Source organism: Priestia sp. LL-8 (genome assembly GCF_036227845.1).
GTDB lineage: Bacteria > Bacillota > Bacilli > Bacillales > Bacillaceae_H > Priestia > Priestia zanthoxyli.
In genome coordinates, this window is the sequence record NZ_JAZAQH010000003.1 from 1 (window position 1) to 17500 (window position 17500).

At 34.1% G+C, this 17500-nt stretch carries 18 protein-coding genes, 17 tRNA genes and 2 rRNA genes (1 of these 37 cut by a window edge); 7 read left to right on the forward strand and 30 right to left on the reverse strand.

Annotated features, from left to right (window positions below; translation table 11 throughout):
• The 4 genes from U9R83_RS27175 to U9R83_RS27190 form a co-directional block, all read left to right on the forward strand.
• The coding region (locus U9R83_RS27175; protein ID WP_014462095.1) for a replication initiation protein at positions 1–1389 on the forward strand (1389 nt) is incomplete at its 5' end.
• Positions 1390–1559: 170 nt separating this feature from the next.
• Positions 1560–2501 carry a tyrosine-type recombinase/integrase gene (locus tag U9R83_RS27180; protein ID WP_258873748.1) on the forward strand — a complete coding sequence of 314 codons (942 nt, stop codon included), beginning with the start codon at positions 1560–1562 and terminating at the stop codon, positions 2499–2501.
• 1056 nt (positions 2502–3557) lie between these two features.
• Positions 3558–4133, forward strand: a complete 576-nt coding sequence (locus U9R83_RS27185; protein WP_014462093.1) for a MerR family transcriptional regulator — start codon at positions 3558–3560, stop codon at positions 4131–4133.
• Positions 4134–4745: 612 nt separating this feature from the next.
• On the forward strand, positions 4746–5417 hold the full coding sequence (locus U9R83_RS27190; protein ID WP_014462092.1) for a sulfotransferase family 2 domain-containing protein: 672 nt from the start codon (positions 4746–4748) through the stop codon (positions 5415–5417).
• 140 nt (positions 5418–5557) lie between these two features.
• Here U9R83_RS27190 and U9R83_RS27195 read toward each other — a convergent pair whose 3' ends face one another.
• The 5 genes from U9R83_RS27195 to U9R83_RS27215 all read right to left on the reverse strand — a co-directional run bounded on the left by U9R83_RS27195 (position 5558) and on the right by U9R83_RS27215 (position 7572).
• The gene (locus tag U9R83_RS27195) at positions 5558–5884 is read right to left on the reverse strand and encodes a hypothetical protein (RefSeq protein ID WP_014462091.1); all 327 of its coding nucleotides are present in this window, start codon (positions 5882–5884) and stop codon (positions 5558–5560) included.
• Between the two features lie 69 nt (positions 5885–5953).
• Positions 5954–6376, reverse strand: a complete 423-nt coding sequence (locus U9R83_RS27200) for a hypothetical protein (protein WP_209369618.1) — start codon at positions 6374–6376, stop codon at positions 5954–5956.
• A complete protein-coding gene (locus tag U9R83_RS27205; protein WP_014462089.1) occupies positions 6376–6633 on the reverse strand; it encodes a hypothetical protein in 258 nt (85 codons plus the stop codon). Before U9R83_RS27205 ends, U9R83_RS27200 begins: the two co-directional genes overlap by 1 nt.
• Positions 6634–6910: 277 nt before the next feature.
• On the reverse strand, positions 6911–7294 hold the full coding sequence (locus tag U9R83_RS27210; RefSeq protein WP_014462087.1) for a response regulator transcription factor: 384 nt from the start codon (positions 7292–7294) through the stop codon (positions 6911–6913).
• A gap of 104 nt (positions 7295–7398) precedes the next feature.
• Complete coding sequence (locus U9R83_RS27215; RefSeq protein ID WP_014462086.1) at positions 7399–7572, reverse strand: hypothetical protein; 174 nt, start codon at positions 7570–7572, stop codon at positions 7399–7401.
• Positions 7573–7859: 287 nt separating this feature from the next.
• Between U9R83_RS27215 and U9R83_RS27220 the strand changes: the two genes are divergently transcribed.
• A complete protein-coding gene (locus tag U9R83_RS27220) occupies positions 7860–8528 on the forward strand; it encodes a CAP domain-containing protein (protein ID WP_014462084.1) in 669 nt (222 codons plus the stop codon).
• Positions 8529–8679: 151 nt separating this feature from the next.
• Here U9R83_RS27220 and U9R83_RS27225 read toward each other — a convergent pair whose 3' ends face one another.
• From U9R83_RS27225 to U9R83_RS27240, 4 genes are all read right to left on the reverse strand, one after another.
• Positions 8680–9204 carry a hypothetical protein gene (locus tag U9R83_RS27225; protein WP_208732812.1) on the reverse strand — a complete coding sequence of 175 codons (525 nt, stop codon included), beginning with the start codon at positions 9202–9204 and terminating at the stop codon, positions 8680–8682.
• Between the two features lie 45 nt (positions 9205–9249).
• Positions 9250–9627 (reverse strand): SET domain-containing protein, encoded by a 378-nt coding sequence (locus U9R83_RS27230; protein WP_226701776.1) that lies wholly within the window; start codon positions 9625–9627, stop codon positions 9250–9252.
• A gap of 524 nt (positions 9628–10151) precedes the next feature.
• Positions 10152–10811 (reverse strand): DUF1796 family putative cysteine peptidase, encoded by a 660-nt coding sequence (locus U9R83_RS27235; protein ID WP_042992644.1) that lies wholly within the window; start codon positions 10809–10811, stop codon positions 10152–10154.
• Positions 10812–10998: 187 nt separating this feature from the next.
• Positions 10999–11733, reverse strand: a complete 735-nt coding sequence (locus U9R83_RS27240) for a hypothetical protein (RefSeq protein WP_014462080.1) — start codon at positions 11731–11733, stop codon at positions 10999–11001.
• Positions 11734–11920: 187 nt separating this feature from the next.
• On the opposite strand from U9R83_RS27240, the gene U9R83_RS27245 reads away from it, so the two are divergent.
• Both U9R83_RS27245 and U9R83_RS27250 read left to right on the forward strand, forming a co-directional pair.
• Positions 11921–12769 carry a hypothetical protein gene (locus U9R83_RS27245; RefSeq protein ID WP_014462079.1) on the forward strand — a complete coding sequence of 283 codons (849 nt, stop codon included), beginning with the start codon at positions 11921–11923 and terminating at the stop codon, positions 12767–12769.
• A 295-nt stretch (positions 12770–13064) separates the two neighbouring features.
• The gene (locus U9R83_RS27250; protein ID WP_158307790.1) at positions 13065–13241 is read left to right on the forward strand and encodes a hypothetical protein; all 177 of its coding nucleotides are present in this window, start codon (positions 13065–13067) and stop codon (positions 13239–13241) included.
• A 78-nt stretch (positions 13242–13319) separates the two neighbouring features.
• On the opposite strand, the gene U9R83_RS27255 is transcribed toward U9R83_RS27250, so the two are convergent.
• From U9R83_RS27255 to U9R83_RS27355, 21 genes are all read right to left on the reverse strand, one after another.
• Positions 13320–13517 (reverse strand): IDEAL domain-containing protein, encoded by a 198-nt coding sequence (locus U9R83_RS27255; RefSeq protein WP_014462077.1) that lies wholly within the window; start codon positions 13515–13517, stop codon positions 13320–13322.
• Positions 13518–13697: 180 nt separating this feature from the next.
• Positions 13698–14309 carry a recombinase family protein gene (locus tag U9R83_RS27260; protein WP_014462076.1) on the reverse strand — a complete coding sequence of 204 codons (612 nt, stop codon included), beginning with the start codon at positions 14307–14309 and terminating at the stop codon, positions 13698–13700.
• A gap of 908 nt (positions 14310–15217) precedes the next feature.
• A tRNA-Glu gene (locus U9R83_RS27265) sits at positions 15218–15289 on the reverse strand.
• Positions 15290–15331: 42 nt separating this feature from the next.
• Positions 15332–15405 (reverse strand) — tRNA-Ile (locus U9R83_RS27270).
• 12 nt (positions 15406–15417) lie between these two features.
• Positions 15418–15491, reverse strand: a tRNA-Gly gene (locus U9R83_RS27275).
• Between the two features lie 11 nt (positions 15492–15502).
• A tRNA-Asp gene (locus U9R83_RS27280) sits at positions 15503–15578 on the reverse strand.
• An 11-nt stretch (positions 15579–15589) separates the two neighbouring features.
• Positions 15590–15682 (reverse strand) — tRNA-Ser (locus U9R83_RS27285).
• Between the two features lie 10 nt (positions 15683–15692).
• Positions 15693–15768, reverse strand: a tRNA-Ala gene (locus U9R83_RS27290).
• 5 nt (positions 15769–15773) lie between these two features.
• A tRNA-Pro gene (locus U9R83_RS27295) sits at positions 15774–15850 on the reverse strand.
• A 4-nt stretch (positions 15851–15854) separates the two neighbouring features.
• A tRNA-Arg gene (locus U9R83_RS27300) sits at positions 15855–15931 on the reverse strand.
• Positions 15932–15940: 9 nt separating this feature from the next.
• A tRNA-Leu gene (locus U9R83_RS27305) sits at positions 15941–16029 on the reverse strand.
• Positions 16030–16041: 12 nt separating this feature from the next.
• Positions 16042–16115, reverse strand: a tRNA-Cys gene (locus U9R83_RS27310).
• 10 nt (positions 16116–16125) lie between these two features.
• Positions 16126–16200 (reverse strand) — tRNA-Gly (locus U9R83_RS27315).
• Positions 16201–16219: 19 nt separating this feature from the next.
• A tRNA-Leu gene (locus U9R83_RS27320) sits at positions 16220–16301 on the reverse strand.
• Positions 16302–16314: 13 nt separating this feature from the next.
• Positions 16315–16390, reverse strand: a tRNA-Lys gene (locus tag U9R83_RS27325).
• 4 nt (positions 16391–16394) lie between these two features.
• Positions 16395–16469: transfer RNA gene (locus tag U9R83_RS27330), tRNA-Gln, on the reverse strand.
• A gap of 7 nt (positions 16470–16476) precedes the next feature.
• Positions 16477–16560, reverse strand: a tRNA-Tyr gene (locus U9R83_RS27335).
• 8 nt (positions 16561–16568) lie between these two features.
• Positions 16569–16644, reverse strand: a tRNA-Thr gene (locus U9R83_RS27340).
• A gap of 4 nt (positions 16645–16648) precedes the next feature.
• A tRNA-Val gene (locus U9R83_RS27345) sits at positions 16649–16724 on the reverse strand.
• Between the two features lie 114 nt (positions 16725–16838).
• A 5S ribosomal RNA gene (rrf, locus tag U9R83_RS27350) occupies positions 16839–16954 on the reverse strand.
• A 63-nt stretch (positions 16955–17017) separates the two neighbouring features.
• Positions 17018–17500: ribosomal RNA gene (locus U9R83_RS27355) — 23S ribosomal RNA — on the reverse strand (it continues 2453 nt past the right edge of the window).

Genomic DNA, 17500 nt, shown 5'->3' on the forward strand with positions numbered 1-17500 from the left:
ATGAAGAAAACGACTGTCGTTCAACCATATGATCTGGAAAGTATAAATATAAAAAATTGGGTAACTAAATCAAACATCCTCATTGAGAGTACATATAAATTGTCTTTACAAGAGCAAAGAATTCTTTTAATCATGGCATCCAAAGTGCAGCCTAATGATGAAACGTTGAAGACCTATAGATTTCGTGCGAAAGACTTTATCGAAATCGTAGGCAATAAGAAAGGAACAGGTTTTTACTCTTACTTAAAAGAGATCGTGAATGGCCTTCAAACAAAAATTCTTACGATAAAAGAAAAAGGCAGACAAAGAAATTATAACTGGGTAATTACGTCTATTTATGAAGAAAACGAAGGATACATAACATTACAATTTCATCCTAGCTTAAAGTATCTGTTTTTAGAGCTTAAGGAAAAATTCACATCGTATCAATTAGAGAATGTAGTGAGACTCAATTCGGTCTATTCCATTCGTATTTATGAGCTGCTTAAGCAATATGAGCGTCTGCGAAAAAGGGAACTCACTCTTGAAGAATTACGTCATTTTTTAGCTATTGAACCTACTAAGTATAAACAGTATGGCCATTTTAAAAGTAAAGTATTAGCAGTAGCTCAAAAAGAAATCAATAATAAAACGGATATCCACTTTGAATTCGTGGAAATAAAAACTGGTAGAAAAGTAACGTCCATAGAATTTATTATTACCAGTTCGCCTGCATTGAATGGTTCTAGCTCTACTCAAGAGAAAAAACTAGAATTAAATCAATCCTTCTCGAAATTAGAAGACAACACAAACAGCCTTGAGAATGATTTAGCAGGCTTAGGGGTTAAGCCAGAAAAAATAGAGTGGCTTTTATCAGAATTTACACAAGAACACCTAGAAAGAAATATAAGATACACGCAAGATCGTTTGATTACAGGAGATGTGACTCACCCTCATTCCTACGTAGTAAAAGCGATTCAAAAAGATTATGCCCAGGTCTCACAGGAATCAAAACGCATTAACTCTAAAAAGGGTGCAAAAAAAGAATTAGTTCCAGATTTTATAGCACAAGCTAGAGATAAAGAACAAATTCTTAAGGATGCAACTTTAAAAGAGAAGCAAGAATCATTTTTAAAAGAAAATGGAACTCAAATAGAATTTGAAGAAAAGCTCTTGCAGTTTCAAGAATTAAAAAGAATGCTGATTCTAAGTTCAGATCAACCTACCCAAGAAGAAATAAAAAAAGCCCAAGAAGCAGGCTTACAAGAAGTCATTCGAAATATGGAAGAAGATTATAATAAACGTGAAAAATTAGGCTTAGAACCAAGAATTGTTAAGGATTTTAAAAATAAAGAGTTAAAAAAAATGTATAAAAACTTTTTACAAAGTAAAGTTTTAAATAGAAATTAGCTATAGAAAAAAAGACGTGTAAAACCTTGCCTTGCAGAGATGGCTTTTACACGTCTTTTTTTTTGCGCTTAGGTAAATTTAATATACATAAAGAAAAAAATCATTTTAGTAAGCTTGTTTAATATTTTTGTTATAATAATAGTATATTAAATTTACCTAAAAGATCGGGTGTGTCTTATTTGAATAACTTTATTTTGCTTGGAGATTTCTTATCTCATTTAGTTGAATCTAAAAAAAAGGCTTCTACAATATCAATGTATAAGCATGATCTAAAACAGTTTTTTGAATGGTTAAATGAATCTCATCCCAATATCCCTTCAGAAACTTTGCCAGGAGACAAGAAATATTACGACGAATACTTTACCTATTTAAAAGAAAAAAACTTGTCAGAAGCTAATCTGAGGCGTGTAGCATCACATTTAAATGGCATGTTAAAGTATTATAGCCTCACAGATGATATTGGACTTTTACAAGCAACAACAAAAAAACAACGAGCATTAACTGATACTGATTTTATAACTGAATCGGATGCTTCAATTCTTTTAGATTCAGTTATAAGTCACGAACATTTAAGTGATATTCAATTGCAGATACATAAATATATAGGTCCGCGTAACCATTCCATGTTCATCTTAATGCTTCGTTACGGTCTTACCATTAACGAAGTTGTATCTTTAAATATACAAGACATTAACTTTGCACAGAATACATTAACGGTAAACACAGGCAAATCAAAACGCACCTTAGAGCTTTCTAAACACGATAAGAAAACCATATATGATTACCTATTAACAATCCCTCTGTTATTTAGACCTAAGGATTATACAAATGATCCGTTATTTATTTCTTTTCATCCTCAAAAAATGGTTTATTGGTATGATTACAATTTAAATAAACCTAAAAGGATTAGTATAATCGGTACAAAACGTATGATTGAAAGAGAAGTCAAACGTTCAGGCATACAAGCAATTGTAAGATCTACTCACTTTCGAAACAGTTGTATACTTAACAAAATTCATGATGGATATTCAAACGAACACATTATTTATTACTTTGGATTGTCCAGCCGCCATGCTTTATATAGATTTAAGCGATATCTAAAGACAAAATAAAATATTAAGTTCAACTTATTTTTCACCAAAACATCTTTTATGTAAGTGATTTTTATTTTACAAGTTAAACTTAATTTTATTTTCACCTTAGTTAATTTTAGAAAAAATCATTAAGTTTAACTTTAGTTGAACTTAATGATCCACTTTTTAAAATTTAACTGTTTTAAAAAGTCGATTGCGATGGAAACAACCTTCTCAAGCATTACAAATTTAGAATTTGGCGGCCATGTCTTGGTTGTATAACAACAAATTTCTTGTAAAATCATCTAGAATTTAATTAGATTTATTATTCTCGGCTAAAATCTAGAAGAATTTCACTCTAGATTCGTTAAAAACCCTTTATTTTCAATGGTTCATTGTATTTCTAGCTTTTGCTATAAAATTTAAATAACTTAGAAAAAATTAAGATTAATTTTAACTCGAAAAATAATTCTATAAGAATTGTATAAACAAAAAAGAAGTTCCATTAAACCAACGTAATAAATCCAGAAGATATAGGTATATAGGATTTATATTATCTTACACAAAATACTTAATGAGCTACACAAAATACTTGAATTAAAGTTAGAGAAAGTACATTCTAGATTCGTCTGAAGCTATTTTATATCAAGCTTTCTAGGTACTCTAGTTTCTTTGGACTTTAGGAGAGGAAAAGATGTGAATCAGTTGTTAACAAAGATATTTCTTAACAGTTAAAACTCCTTTTTTGCAGACATTGGCTAAAACAAAGTTTTAATCGAGTAGAGTTAATGTTGATCCTTAAGTTGCTTTTTTTTGAACTTTATATATAATCTATCTACATTTAAAATAAACAGTTTTACTCTTGAAAAGTTTATGATTTCATCTAGAATTGAAAAGGAAGAATAAAAGGCCTAGCGAAAGAAAAAGAAAAATGTACATAAAAAACAGGAATATAAAGTAATTAATAGAATTTTACTAGAAATATAAATCTTGAATAATATCTCGCAAAACCGCATTCTAGAATTGCCATTAACACTGATATATCAACTTCAAAGTATATCTAGATTTTTATACAGAAAGGAGAATCCTAGAAAAATGCATGAAAAAAATAAAGATGAAGTAGTCTATACTTTGAAAGACACAGTAAAGCTAACTGGATTAAGTGTAGATCTTATTCGCTTATATGAAAAAGAATTCAATCTCCAAATTCAACGAACAGAAGGCGGGCATAGGCGCTATAACAAACAAAACATCGATTTATTAACTGAAATAAAAAAAAGAATTCAAGAGCAAAACTGGAGCTATAAGATGATAAACCAGTGGCTTCAAGGAGAAATTGTACCGGAGACAGTGGAAGTTCAATCAAACCTTGAAAAAAAAGTACAATCCCTTGAAGAAAAAGTTCAAGAGTTGCTTAATCGCTCTGAAAAAGATGAGCAATTTCAATTAGCGCTTATCCAACGACTAGATGAACAAGGAAGCCTTATAAAGAAACTTACAGAAAAACTAGACCACCAAGACAAATACATTGAAAACAATCTAGAGAAACGCGATGAGAAATTGACTAGTGCCATACGTGAAATTAGTGATACAAAAAAACTTATCGCGGCCGCCCAAGAAAATCTTGATTCAAAACCAAAAGGATTCTGGAGTAAGATTTTTGGGGGTTAATACGTTACTTAAACGATAAAAGCAGCAGGGTTTTTTGTGCATTACAGAAAATCCTGCTGCTTTTATCGTTTATTTTCGATGAATAAATAGTAAATTTTAAGATTTTATGTTTAGTTGCCAGAAGAAATTTATTATTGTTAAACAATTCTATAAGTTCTTGAAGGGGAATTTACAGGTGTGGCAGCTTTTACTAATACAGTTTGTCCATTTGATGGCATCCTATTTTTAAACACATAAACTCTGGTTTATCCGCCTGGAGTACCACGTCCTCTAGAAGCTTTTCTTAGCACGATACTTCTTTCGTTATTTGAATCAAGTACCCAATGAAAATACCATAGCTGTCGTAGAAACTGCCTATTGGTATCTTGATGGCGTTCATCAAATATACAATGATTGATTTGCTCTGTCCAACATAAATATCGACCACTAGAAATTCTCCATTGTTTATGTGATCGGTATCTAATTCCTACGCAAGATCCACGGTTTATTATTCCTAAAAAGAAATGTGTGTCTTTGTAACATTTTTATTGTAAAAGATACGTAAAATTTATCAATAATCCATTTATGGAACTGATATTCTTATAGGCAATTAGAGGAGAGGTGCAATTTCAAATGGATGAAAAAGTTGTTATCTTTATGCACATTCCTAAAACAGGGGGAACCACACTTAATAATATTTTTAAAAAGTTCTACTCTGAAAATGAAATATACGATCATGTTCCTTTAGAAGAGATGAATAAACAGTTTAGCCAATTAAAAGAAGAAGATAAAAAAAACATAAAAGCTATATCCGGCCATCATTTCTATGGAATACATGAATTTTTTTCTCACCCCTATGTTTATTTTAGTATGATGCGTCATCCGGTTGAGCGTGTCATATCATTATATTATTTTTTGAAATCGTATCCAGGGTATTATGAAGAGAACATGAAACATATGTCTTTTGAAGACTACATTGATTGGGACCCTCAAGCTACAAATGGCCAAACTAAACAAATTTGCGGGGTGAAATCTCAACTAAGCGTAGAGAAAGCGAAAGAAAACTTGCTGGAATTTGGATCAATAGGAATAACAGAAATGTTTAACGAATCGCTTCTGTTACTAAAGAAAAAATTCAAATGGGGAAATATTAAATATAAGAAGGTGAATGTGACAAAATCTCGCCCTTTGCTCAACGAAGTCCCCATTGATATCATTAAGAAAATAGAAAAGCACAATGAGTTGGATATAGAGCTGTTTCAGTATATAAAATCTAATTTCATCAAACAAATAAATGATTTATAGAAATAAAAATGAAAGCTCTCAATAGAGAGAGCTTTCATTTAATATATAAGAAAAGGTTACCTTATTAAAAAAAATGCGGTATCAAATCCCATATATAGTTAGTTCAATTTTTTATGATAAAGGGATTATGTCTCATTTAATTAATATAGCCATGTAAGCTTCATACGCTTTGTATAAGGTTCATATAGGTCTTTTAAATAGTTACGTGTTATTTGAATAATTTGAGGGCTCTTGTCATCCTTTTTAAGCCTTAGCATTAAATCATAAGCCTTTGTCCTTTCTTTACGTACCAAACGCAGCAAAACCAACAAATCATACGTATGAAAGCATGAAAGTTCATTAAAAGGCTTTTCAACGTCCTCTAAGACCACAAATTCTTTTAGTGTTGGTCTTTTTATATTTAAATGAGCCCCACAAAAAGAGCAGCTATCTTCTAATCCTTCTGTCCCACAATAACTACATATCAAGCTATATTCACCTCGTTTACTAAAAGGAAAGGTAGGCTTAAGCCTACCCAGCTAGCCTTAAAGGCTATTTTAGCTTTTAGGGTATTCCTTATCCAGCCGTTTTTGTCGTTGATTCACAATACGCTCTCCTACAACTTTTTTAGCAAGCTTAGTTACTTCTAGTTCTAGAAGATCCGTTGTCATAATCGCATCATAGCCATGGTGAAAATATAATCCATTCATGAACTCGATAAGAATTTGTGTATTCTTATCCGCACTATTTGTTCCTAATCGAATCTTTTTTAGTTCGCTTTTTAATGCATCATTGAGATTTTCACTAACCGTTTCCGTTATATAATCTAACGACCATTCTTTCTTTTTTTCTTCTCGATACTTTTTACAGATATCCATAATCGCTTCTCCTGGGAAACGAAGTTTATGTTCAGCCATATAATCTTGAATGTATTGATCTGTTTCTTTATCAAGTGTAATCATACGTCGTTGTGTTTCCATTACTCCTCTACATCTCCCATCAGTTCATATATCATGTCGTTCATCTTTTCAATTGATATCGCACATTGTTTCATCATTTCGATGTTCTGGTCAATGATCGCTTCTAATCTTTTTTCTCTTGCTACTTGTTCATCAAAAAAAGCTAATACTTCGAATTGTTCTTTCAAAAACTTTTGGCGAGACATCCCATTTTCTTTGGCTAGTTCATCAACTTTTTGCATAGCAACCGCATCAATATTTCGTAAAAAGATATCCATGAAATCATTCCTTTTCTATAAAATTGCAAAATTTCCAGTAAGAGTAGAGAAGAGCATAAGGGGTTTTTGATATCACATGGCTGTGATATGCTGGGCAAAGCCCAGCAAAACAACGTTTTCACCTCAAAAAAAGTGGTACCACGAAAACTTCCAGTCTGTCGACCTGCTGTTGACCTAAAAAGTAAAAAAAGCACCTAATATTGACCTAGTGTCGATATGAAATCTTACACCTTTTTGCAAATGTTGACCTACTGTCCACTGAAAGTACCCTCAACTTTTATGAAGTTTTAACTATTTTTTGAAAGATTTCTTGATGAGAATTTGTGAAGTTTCGAGAAGAAGTCTGGGTAGTTTTTTTATAAAAATCGATTGCTTCTTTCATCGAAGAAACGTTTAATTTTTGTAGAATGCTGCGTCTCTGATTCTTAATTGTACTCTCTTCTTTGAACAAAATATCTTGCATTTCTGTAATGGAATAGCCATCAAGTGCAAGAGCAAAAACGTCTTGTTCTGATGACGTAAGTTGTTTCAAAAAAAGTTTTTCTTTAAGCATTTGACATTCTTCTTCAACACGTTTGAGACGATCCATTTCTTGTACTAAATCAGAAGCCACACTCAAAATATTCTCGATACCTATTAACAGTTTTTCGGTTTGATCCATGATAAGACCCTCCTATTTTTTGAGGGCAACCCATGTTATAATGAAAGTCCATATTAAGTTCTACATGGGGTGCTTCCTTTGCAGAGGAAGTGCCCTTTTCTTTTTTAATTCTTTTTCTCTTTTTCTTTGTCAAAAGACTGCACGTGTTCTTCTAACAAAGCTTGCACATACTTTGTAATTGTTGTGTCATTTTGAACGGCTAAAAGACGTAGTTCTTTGTGTAGATCCTCTGGAATATCACACGTGAGTCTTCTTTTATCTGCACTTACTCTTCCCATATAATCTCCTCAAGGTTTTAATTAATGGCACGTAATTACGTGCCATTAATTAAAATATAAAATAAATAAAATTCTAAGTCAATTTATTTATGCAAAAAATTCCTTTTTTAAAAATAGTTTTTAAAACTAAATAGGAAAAAGATACAAGAGGTTTTTCTATTAATGAATATATTATATAGAATCAAAAACATCACAAATACTATTAAGACAAGCTACGTCATTATGTATACAGAAGAAGTATTCAAAATTAGTTTAAATAGAAAAATTAAAGGAGTTGAATTAGTTAATTGAAAAAAGGAAAAAAACAAAAACATCACAAAAATTTCAAAACTCATTTGAATAATGACTTAGAAAATAATTTTAATCAGCTTAGAGAGATCCAAAAAATAAACCTTTTTCCCAACCCACCCTCATTTTTTGTACAAGCACCTCAACAAAATAACAGACGACTAAGTAACAATAATCAAGCGCTTCAATCGAATTATCTTGTAGATGGGTTAATAGCATTAATAAATCAGGAACGATTTAATCATGGTATGAACGATTTACAAATTAGTCCAACTCTTATGGAGTTAGCCCGAGCAAAAGCAATTGATTGGTCCTCTGACGATTATCCATATTTCAGTGAGAGATCTCCAAGATCTCACATTAGCCCTAGATTAGGTTCTCCATTAGATCAAGCTAGAGCTGCTAAATACCTTTTTTATCCCATAGAGCTTGGATCATTTGGTTATGAAACTGCAAATGAAGTTCTACAGGGGTGGTTAAAAAGTCCAGGCCATTCCCCATGGATTATAGATCCAAATTACGCTTCAAATTTTACTCGTATAGGTGCTGGCTACTTTTTTAATCCAAATTCAGAGTATAAACATTATTGGGTTTTAATCATGTCTAATGAAACTCCAGGATCTGAATATAATGGTTCTTGTGATCCATATAGGAGTTCATGCGTTTAAAAGCTACATTTTTTCTTTTAAAAGAAAGAATATAGCTTTTTGGTAAGCAATTTATAATCTTTTAATTAATATAATTATCTCTATCTGGAATGAATAAAAAGGAATCCTTATATAATAAGGATTCCTTTTTATTTCTTAAAAGTTTAAAAATTTATTGATGGATTTGAAAGCTTGTCCAAGTATTAGCAATATCTGCACAACTACGCGTAATTGGATCCTCGTTAACAGTAACTTCACACCTAGCTAAATCAACCTCTGTTAATACTACAGGAGGAAGACCATTGAAGAAGATTGTAAAAGCATCAGCTTTTCCCCAACCATTGTTATTTTGTTGATCAAGATTAAACTTTAATAAATTACAGAGAATATTACAAGGAATAGAAATAACACCACCAGTTACTCCAGTATCTCTTTGTATTTCATAAGATACAAAGGATTCCAATTCCTTACATGATAATATTTCATTAATTCCATTTTTTTCAATAGAGACTTGGCATTTAGTTAAATCTACGGATGCTATAGTAAACATGTCATTAAAACCAGAAGACCCTTCAATCTCAACCACTAACCTCCATCCAAAATTTTTAGTTACATTAAAATTTTTAGATAACACTTGGCAAATAGCAATGTTGCATCCTTGATTATCTGGGCGCTTTTTACCTCTTTTCTTAGGCAATATATTCACCACTTTCTTAAATGTATATAAGAATACAGAATTTTATTAAATGACGTTAAACCATAAAGGAGACTGATCTTCAGGTTCACCATTATAGTTTATAGTGATTTCTTCATTTTTCTTAATGTCAACAATAGAATAAAATTCTATTGTTGAATTCTTTTCATTGGAATAATAAATACAATTTGGAGAATATGAATGATTGAATAAGGAACCATAGCCTAAAACAATTGCTGTATCATCACCTGTTTCTCCCCAATGAAAACAATAATTTGACATTACAGTTTTTTTCAAATACTTCCACTCATTTTTCGGTGAAATTATAACAGGAGATATTTCTATAAGTTCCCCTTTTTTGATATCACGTAAAGCATACATTCCTCTACCATATTTTTGAGTATCCTTAACATATATTGATATCAAGCTAATAACTCCCTTTTAAATTCCAAAAGTTAAAATTATAACAATGTAGAAATTATCTACTTTAATAGTTTATTAATTTTTATTTATTTAGCTTGTATGCTTGTCCCAAAAGCACTTACCTTTATTAAAAATATGTATATCATATACAAAGTTAGTTAACATAATGTCTCTTTCCGGAAGACATCACAAAAAGAACCCCTTATGGCACAAGGGGTTTAAGATAATATGACGACTTACTTTATGCAGCTTTTTATACATCCTTGATACATCAGCGTTTTATCTTGAGGTGAATAAAAGCCGAATGTATAAAAAGCGCACTTTTTATACATATGCTCATACTTAAAAACACAGTATTTATTGTAATATTATTTTTTTATGTTACATTATGTAAAAATAACATTATTATTTACTTGCTGTGTTATTCATTCTTCGACGAGTGTGAATCATAAAAAAGCAACCTCTCTCCAATGCCATTAGGTATGAGGTTGCTTCTCTTATTTTGAAACTCTTCTTATGCTTTCATTTTATTGTTTTCTAGAACTTAATGTTATACCTTCTAAAACATAATTCCATGTTTCCAAGTCATTAGGGAGTCTCGGTACTTTGACTGCACATACTTTATCAATTCCCCAATTAATTTCACTTACACCCTTGAATCCTTCTTCAGGGCATAGAATAAGAATATTAAAATTACCTTTAACAATCTGTTCTAAAATTGCTTGTAATTCTAAAGATTGCTCATAGGTAGCAGCCCATCTAATAAATAAAACAGATTCAGAGGTTGTGATTTTTTCTATAAAACGATTAATTCGATTTGTAAGTTTTTCTTTATAGGAGGTGTATGTGGCACTCCAATGTTGATGTGGAATGATTGGGAAATCGTGGACTGAAATAATATTATAATGAGTATCCTCTATTAAATAAGATTGCACCCCTTCAATTAAGACCCCATCATCGACAAATGCAAACGCTCCATCAGTTAGTTGCATGTTTTCAAGTTCCATAAAATTGCTGAATTTATTTTTCAGTAACCTATTAACATCAGAAAGTGATAGAGATACACTCCAGTCTAGTGGTCCAGAGAATGTCCTTAAATTTAAGCGTTTTAATTCCATTGCAGGATTACAAGCACTGCCTAAGCTAACAATTACATCGTATGATCCCTTAATTTCTTTTAGGTTCAACAGAATTCTCCTTTTTTATGACCTACTATATTAAATAGTGAATTGAATTGTACTAGTTGTAAAAAATATTAAATACAAAAGTGAAATTATAGGAAAAAATCCTTTTTAAACATTCTTTAAGTGCTAATAGTTTGGTTTATAATCTTTCGTTTTGTATATATCATGCACTACTTTTAAACTAGTTGATTTAATTAAAATATTTATAGAACAAACTATCGGGTACATTGGGCTTTTTGGGTTGATAACTTCTCATAACGCACATTGGACATTCAGAAATAAAATAATTTGTAACTTTAGGGTCGTCGTAACCGCCCCTATGGAGCCAAGCATGAAACATAGAGCCTATAAGCAGGCCGGCAGTTACATTCGGTTGTTGGAGTTGATATACATTAACAATCATAGATAACGGAGTTTGAGTCTTAGTGACTGTCGGTGGTAATTGTATTGTTATAGGAGAAGGGGTGTATATCCAATCTATCCTAGCTCTTTGGGATCGGCGAAGCCCATTGTCTTTAATGACTTCTGTCAATTGTTCCATAGCTAAATCTGTGGCCTGTTTTCCGTCTGTAACATTAACACCAAAATAGCGTAAAGGCTGTAAGTTTTTCACCGCATATGTGTTCGTGCAATCAGCCAATTGTGATACACCATTATTAAATCCATTGTTCCATTTTTGTGTTAGATGCAACGACCAGTTAAATAATACACCTTTAATAGTGTCTTGAATTTTTTGTACCTGGTCTGGAGTAAACTGCTTGGAAATATCAAAGAAAATAGTTGGTGGTAAGTCAGAGATGCCTTGGGGGATAGGGACTGCAAAAGCTATTTCTCTATAAATTTGTAGTGGAAGGTATTGTAAGAACTCTTTATCTTGATTTTTTTGAATAGATTTCTCTAAATTTTGTTTACTATTCGTTAGCAATGTTATGTTCCCCTTTTTAAAAAGGTATTTATATTAACAGAATATGCTACCAATCAAAAAGAGTTTGGACATGCTTAAAAAGAAAATATTTATTATTTTACTTCTCTTAAATAAAGAAGCATTTTTATCATCGTACAAGCATTCCTTGATCTAATGAATAATATATCAAGAACAATAGACAGAAAGGGTGGTAAAAATAATTAAGAACGATAAAGGTAAAAGAGAAAATGACTGCGTTCAAAATCAACCAGGACTCCCACTAGCTACTACAGTTAATTTAGCAGTTGTAGGTGATAGTCATGTAGGTTTTTTAAACAGTCAAAGTATGTTTAATACCCTTTTGCAAAGAGTAGTGAACAATGGTAATAAACGATATATTATATTTGGTGGAGATGATGTACACGCTTTAGGTGCTTCTTCAATACAAGTAGCTGAAACATATTACCAACAGTTCACTAATATTTTAAATAATGTTTTAGGATCAATTCCCTTCAGATCTTCTATAGGAAACTGGGAGGCTACTAATAGAAATAACAGTAGAGCTTTATTTCGACAGTACATCAATCGTTATTTAACTGGCTATAGAGTTATTCCTGGAACACAAGGGTTGGTGCGTCATGTTTGGTTAGATAATGGTCGAGGCGGGGTATTTAGCCAGGATAGCTTAAACTTGCTAAGTAACTTAGATCCTAACTATTATTACATTATTGATTTTCATTGGCCTTTGAGAGTTCCAGGTATAACTACGGAAATACATGGTGATCATGTTATGACTCAAATGCAGACAAACATGTTTTTTAATGCTATACCCTCTAACGTAAGGAACAAAATTTTAGCGATTTTCACTCATCATGCACATAAATTTTTTGCTAACTCAGTTACAATCAATCCTAACTTTCCTAATACCTCGTTTTTTGTAACTGGATGTTCAGGGGACTATGCATGTATATCCAGCGAGAGAGGATACTATGAATTAAATTTAACAGTCCAAAATAATATAGCTACTTTGCAAACCATAAAAACTCGCGTTCAATAGCTTGAGGAATAAAGAAGACTACATTAAGAGTAGGTAGGGTAACCTTAGGCAACTTTCCATTCTCAAAATGCAAAAATCGCCAGCTTATATAACTAGCGAAAAGCTGCATTTATTATTTCATTTGTATAAGTTTACTTTTTATAACATATTATCTCCTTCATCTCACAACTTACTATTTCTTAGTACGTATGATCGTGTTACATTAAAAGATAAAACTATTCCTTTGATCTTTAAGGAAGATAGTTTTATCTTCTTTTTACAATATGTCTCCATCAATCCGGAAAGGGAGGATTTTATGAGTAACATTCTTAACTTTAATAAGTTTCAAAGACATAAAATAATGAAGAAATTTCTTCGTTGCGCTTTAGTAACAGGAGCAATTATGATCTGCTGCATGCTTGCTTATTTACTAATCTTAATAGAAATATATTCTCCTGCTCATTATCCCATTTATATTGAAGCTAAACCATAATAATTGTGTTCTTAACCTCTTATGAAAGATACTCAGTCTGGTTTGTTTATATAATGACTTCCTATTTCTAATTATTTACTAAGATACAAATTTTAGTTCATCCGTTAAACGCAAAAAAGCTTCTTTGTCTTTATTCTTTAAGGACTGATCAATCTCTTCAAGAATTTTACCTCTTTTGAATTGTTTCGTTACTTGACTTAAAAACAATTCAGCTAATATTTCATCAGATATATTTTTTTCAATTTGACTCATTTCGTTGGATATATTATTTTCCATAAACGATTAACCCCTTTATCATTTCTCTTTTAAAAATAGTGTTTCCTTTTTTCATTGTTTTAATACGAGATTAATAGATAAATTAGTATATAGAAGAATGTGGAATAAAAGATAACTTGACACAAAGAATAATATTTATTTCAAAGCTCTAAAGGTAAAACATAAACTAGCTTAAACAGTTTACATATTCATTGCATCCTCATGTTGTTTTACTAATTTATAAAACGTTGTCTTTTTTACATTCGCTTCCTTCATTGCCTGTACGGCTGTAATTTCATTTCGTTTCCAACGGTTATAAGCCTCAATAAAATCTTGGCTAACTTGGGCTTTAGGACGGCCAAAAGATATACCACTCTTCAGCGCAGCATTAATTCCTTCTCGCTGGCGTTTACGAATACGATCTCGTTCTTCTTGCGCCATCCAGGACAAAATTTGAAGAACCAAATCTGCAATAAAGGTTCCCAAGCTATCCTTATACTGAGTCGTATCCAGCAAAGGCATATCCAAGACAACAATGTCTGCCTCAATTTCTTTCGTAATAGCATTCCACTCTTGTAAAATTTCTTCTTTGTTACGACCAAAACGATCTAGTGAATGAATGTAAAGAATATCTCCTTTACGAATCATTCGTTTTAGTAATTGGTACTGTTCTCGATTGAAATTTTTTCCACTTTGTTTATCCATGAAAATATCTCGAGGAGAAATGCCCACTTCTTCCATGGACTGAAGTTGTCGTCCTTCATTTTGATCTCGGCTGCTTACACGGATATATCCAAATTTTCTATTTTCCATTTTTATACTCCCTTTTGTGTCTATCTTCTTTTTATTCTACCAAAAACGTTCGTAAAAGTGTATTAGATAAAGAGAACGTTCGTAATTACTTTTCTTACTTAAACGAACGATAAAAACAGTAGATTTCTTATATAAAAGGAAAGTTCGTAAAAGTATACTTTTACGAACTTTCCTTTTATATATTTATTAAATGTATAGAAGTATTTCCTTAGTGATTTAAACATTAGCCAAATAACTATGTCATGAACAATACATAGGAAATTGATATTATATCCCCTATTAAATTAATGTGATAAGAAGAAAGGTCTAAATTTATGCAGAGATTATTTAATTACAGCATTTATTAATAAAAAACATTAAATTATATGTCTTTAACGTGCAGAGAAACGCTCTGTAAGGAATTTAACTTTTGTTTTACACACAATGGGGGGATTAGATACAAATTTTCAGCAATTAAGAAAAGAGATTAGCACAACTTTTATAAAGGCATTTATATTAAGGAGAGTATTTTATTTAAGGTTTTAAGTTATTAATACATAAAATGGTGGAGATCTTTAAACATTGTTTCTCGTTACAGAAGAGTCCATTCGGTTAAGGTCTATGAAAGTTGACCGTTTTTTGGTCATCACCTGTTTGTTCGAATCATCTCTAAAGACCCAGTACCATTACATTGTACTATTGAGCAGATTCAAAGAACGCTTTTTCCGTTACGTCTCCTTCAACATCAGCAGCTTCTGCTGATCCAGAAGAACCTCCTAAATTCGGTAGAGCTAATGGAGTCGCTAACTAAATAACTAAACCTACGGCAGAAGCTACCACAGCTTATTTCGCTTTTCTTATTCAATCTCCTCCTAATTTTATTTAATAGAAATAAAAAAGCAGTTTGCAAATGCAAACTGCTTTTTTGATGACCCGTACGGGATTCGAACCCGTGTTACCGCCGTGAAAGGGCGGTGTCTTAACCGCTTGACCAACGGGCCAGTATCAATTTATAAGTTAAATTCAATTACTATAAAACATGATGGGCCTAAGTGGACTCGAACCACCGACCTCACGCTTATCAGGCGTGCGCTCTAACCAGCTGAGCTATAGGCCCTTTACTTGGATTTGGAGCGGGTGATGAGAATCGAACTCACGACATCAGCTTGGAAGGCTGAGGTTTTACCACTAAACTACACCCGCATATTTTAAAGTGGCGGTCCCGACGGGAATCGAACCCGCGATCTCCTGCGTGACAGGCAGGCATGTTAACCGCTACACCACGGGACCAAAATAGAAAATGGCGGAGGAAGAGGGATTCGAACCCCCGCGGGCTTTAACACCCCTGTCGGTTTTCAAGACCGATCCCTTCAGCCGGACTTGGGTATTCCTCCGTGTACTGTATGGTGGAGCCTAGCGGGATCGAACCGCTGACCTCCTGCGTGCAAGGCAGGCGCTCTCCCAGCTGAGCTAAGGCCCCATAAATGGTCGGGAAGACAGGATTCGAACCTGCGACCCCTTGGTCCCAAACCAAGTGCTCTACCAAGCTGAGCTACTTCCCGTTTATGGCGCGCCCGAGAGGAGTCGAACCCCTAACCTTTTGATCCGTAGTCAAACGCTCTATCCAATTGAGCTACGGGCGCTTATTAAAATGGTGCCGAGGGCCGGACTTGAACCGGCACGGTAGTCACCTACCGCAGGATTTTAAGTCCTGTGTGTCTGCCAATTCCACCACCCCGGCAGGACTTATACGTGGAGGCGGCAACCGGATTTGAACCGGTGATAAAGGTTTTGCAGACCTTGGCCTTACCACTTGGCTATGCCGCCAATATATATATGGAGCGGAAGACGAGGTTCGAACTCGCGACCCCCACCTTGGCAAGGTGGTGTTCTACCACTGAACTACTTCCGCGCATTTATCTAAATTAAGATGCGGGTGAAGGGACTTGAACCCCCACGTCATAAGACACTAGATCCTAAGTCTAGCGCGTCTGCCAATTCCGCCACACCCGCGTGTAAATATAACTGGTGAGCCATGAAGGACTCGAACCTTCGACCCTCTGATTAAAAGTCAGATGCTCTACCAACTGAGCTAATGGCTCTCTATGGCTGGGCTAGCTGGATTCGAACCAACGCATGACGGAATCAAAATCCGTTGCCTTACCGCTTGGCGATAGCCCAATAAAGATGGTGGAGGGGGGCAGATTCGAACTGCCGAACCCGAAGGAGCGGATTTACAGTCCGCCGCGTTTAGCCACTTCGCTACCCCTCCGATATAAATGGTGCCGGCAAGAGGACTTGAACCCCCAACCTACTGATTACAAGTCAGTTGCTCTACCAGTTGAGCTACACCGGCACGATGGTGGAGGATGACGGGATCGAACCGCCGACCCCCTGCTTGTAAGGCAGGTGCTCTCCCAGCTGAGCTAATCCTCCAAAGAATCTATATAAGCGCGTTAATAAGCGTTATTTTGAATACTCATAATAAACTATTTCAAATAAAAAACCCCTATGCTCTTTACAAGAGACTCATAAGGGGTTTTATTCATTGCCTGGCAACGTCCTACTCTCACAGGGACAAAGTCCCAACTACCATTGGCGCTAAAGAGCTTAACTTCCGTGTTCGGTATGGGAACGGGTGTGACCTCTTCGCTATCGCCACCAGACAAGAGATTGCTCTCTCAAAACTAGATAACAGTTGGCTGAGTAAAGCTTACGCTTTTAAAAGTTTGGTTAAGTCCTCGATCGATTAGTATCAGTCAGCTACACATGTCGCCACGCTTCCACCTCTGACCTATCAACCTGATCATCTTTCAGGGATCTTACTAGCTTGCGCTATGGGAAATCTCATCTTGAGGGGGGCTTCATGCTTAGATGCTTTCAGCACTTATCCCGTCCACACATAGCTACCCAGCGATGCCTTTGGCAAGACAACTGGTACACCAGCGGTGTGTCCATCCCGGTCCTCTCGTACTAAGGACAGCTCCTCTCAAATTTCCTACGCCCACGACGGATAGGGACCGAACTGTCTCACGACGTTCTGAACCCAGCTCGCGTACCGCTTTAATGGGCGAACAGCCCAACCCTTGGGACCGACTACAGCCCCAGGATGCGATGAGCCGACATCGAGGTGCCAAACCTCCCCGTCGATGTGGACTCTTGGGGGAGATAAGCCTGTTATCCCCGGGGTAGCTTTTATCCGTTGAGCGATG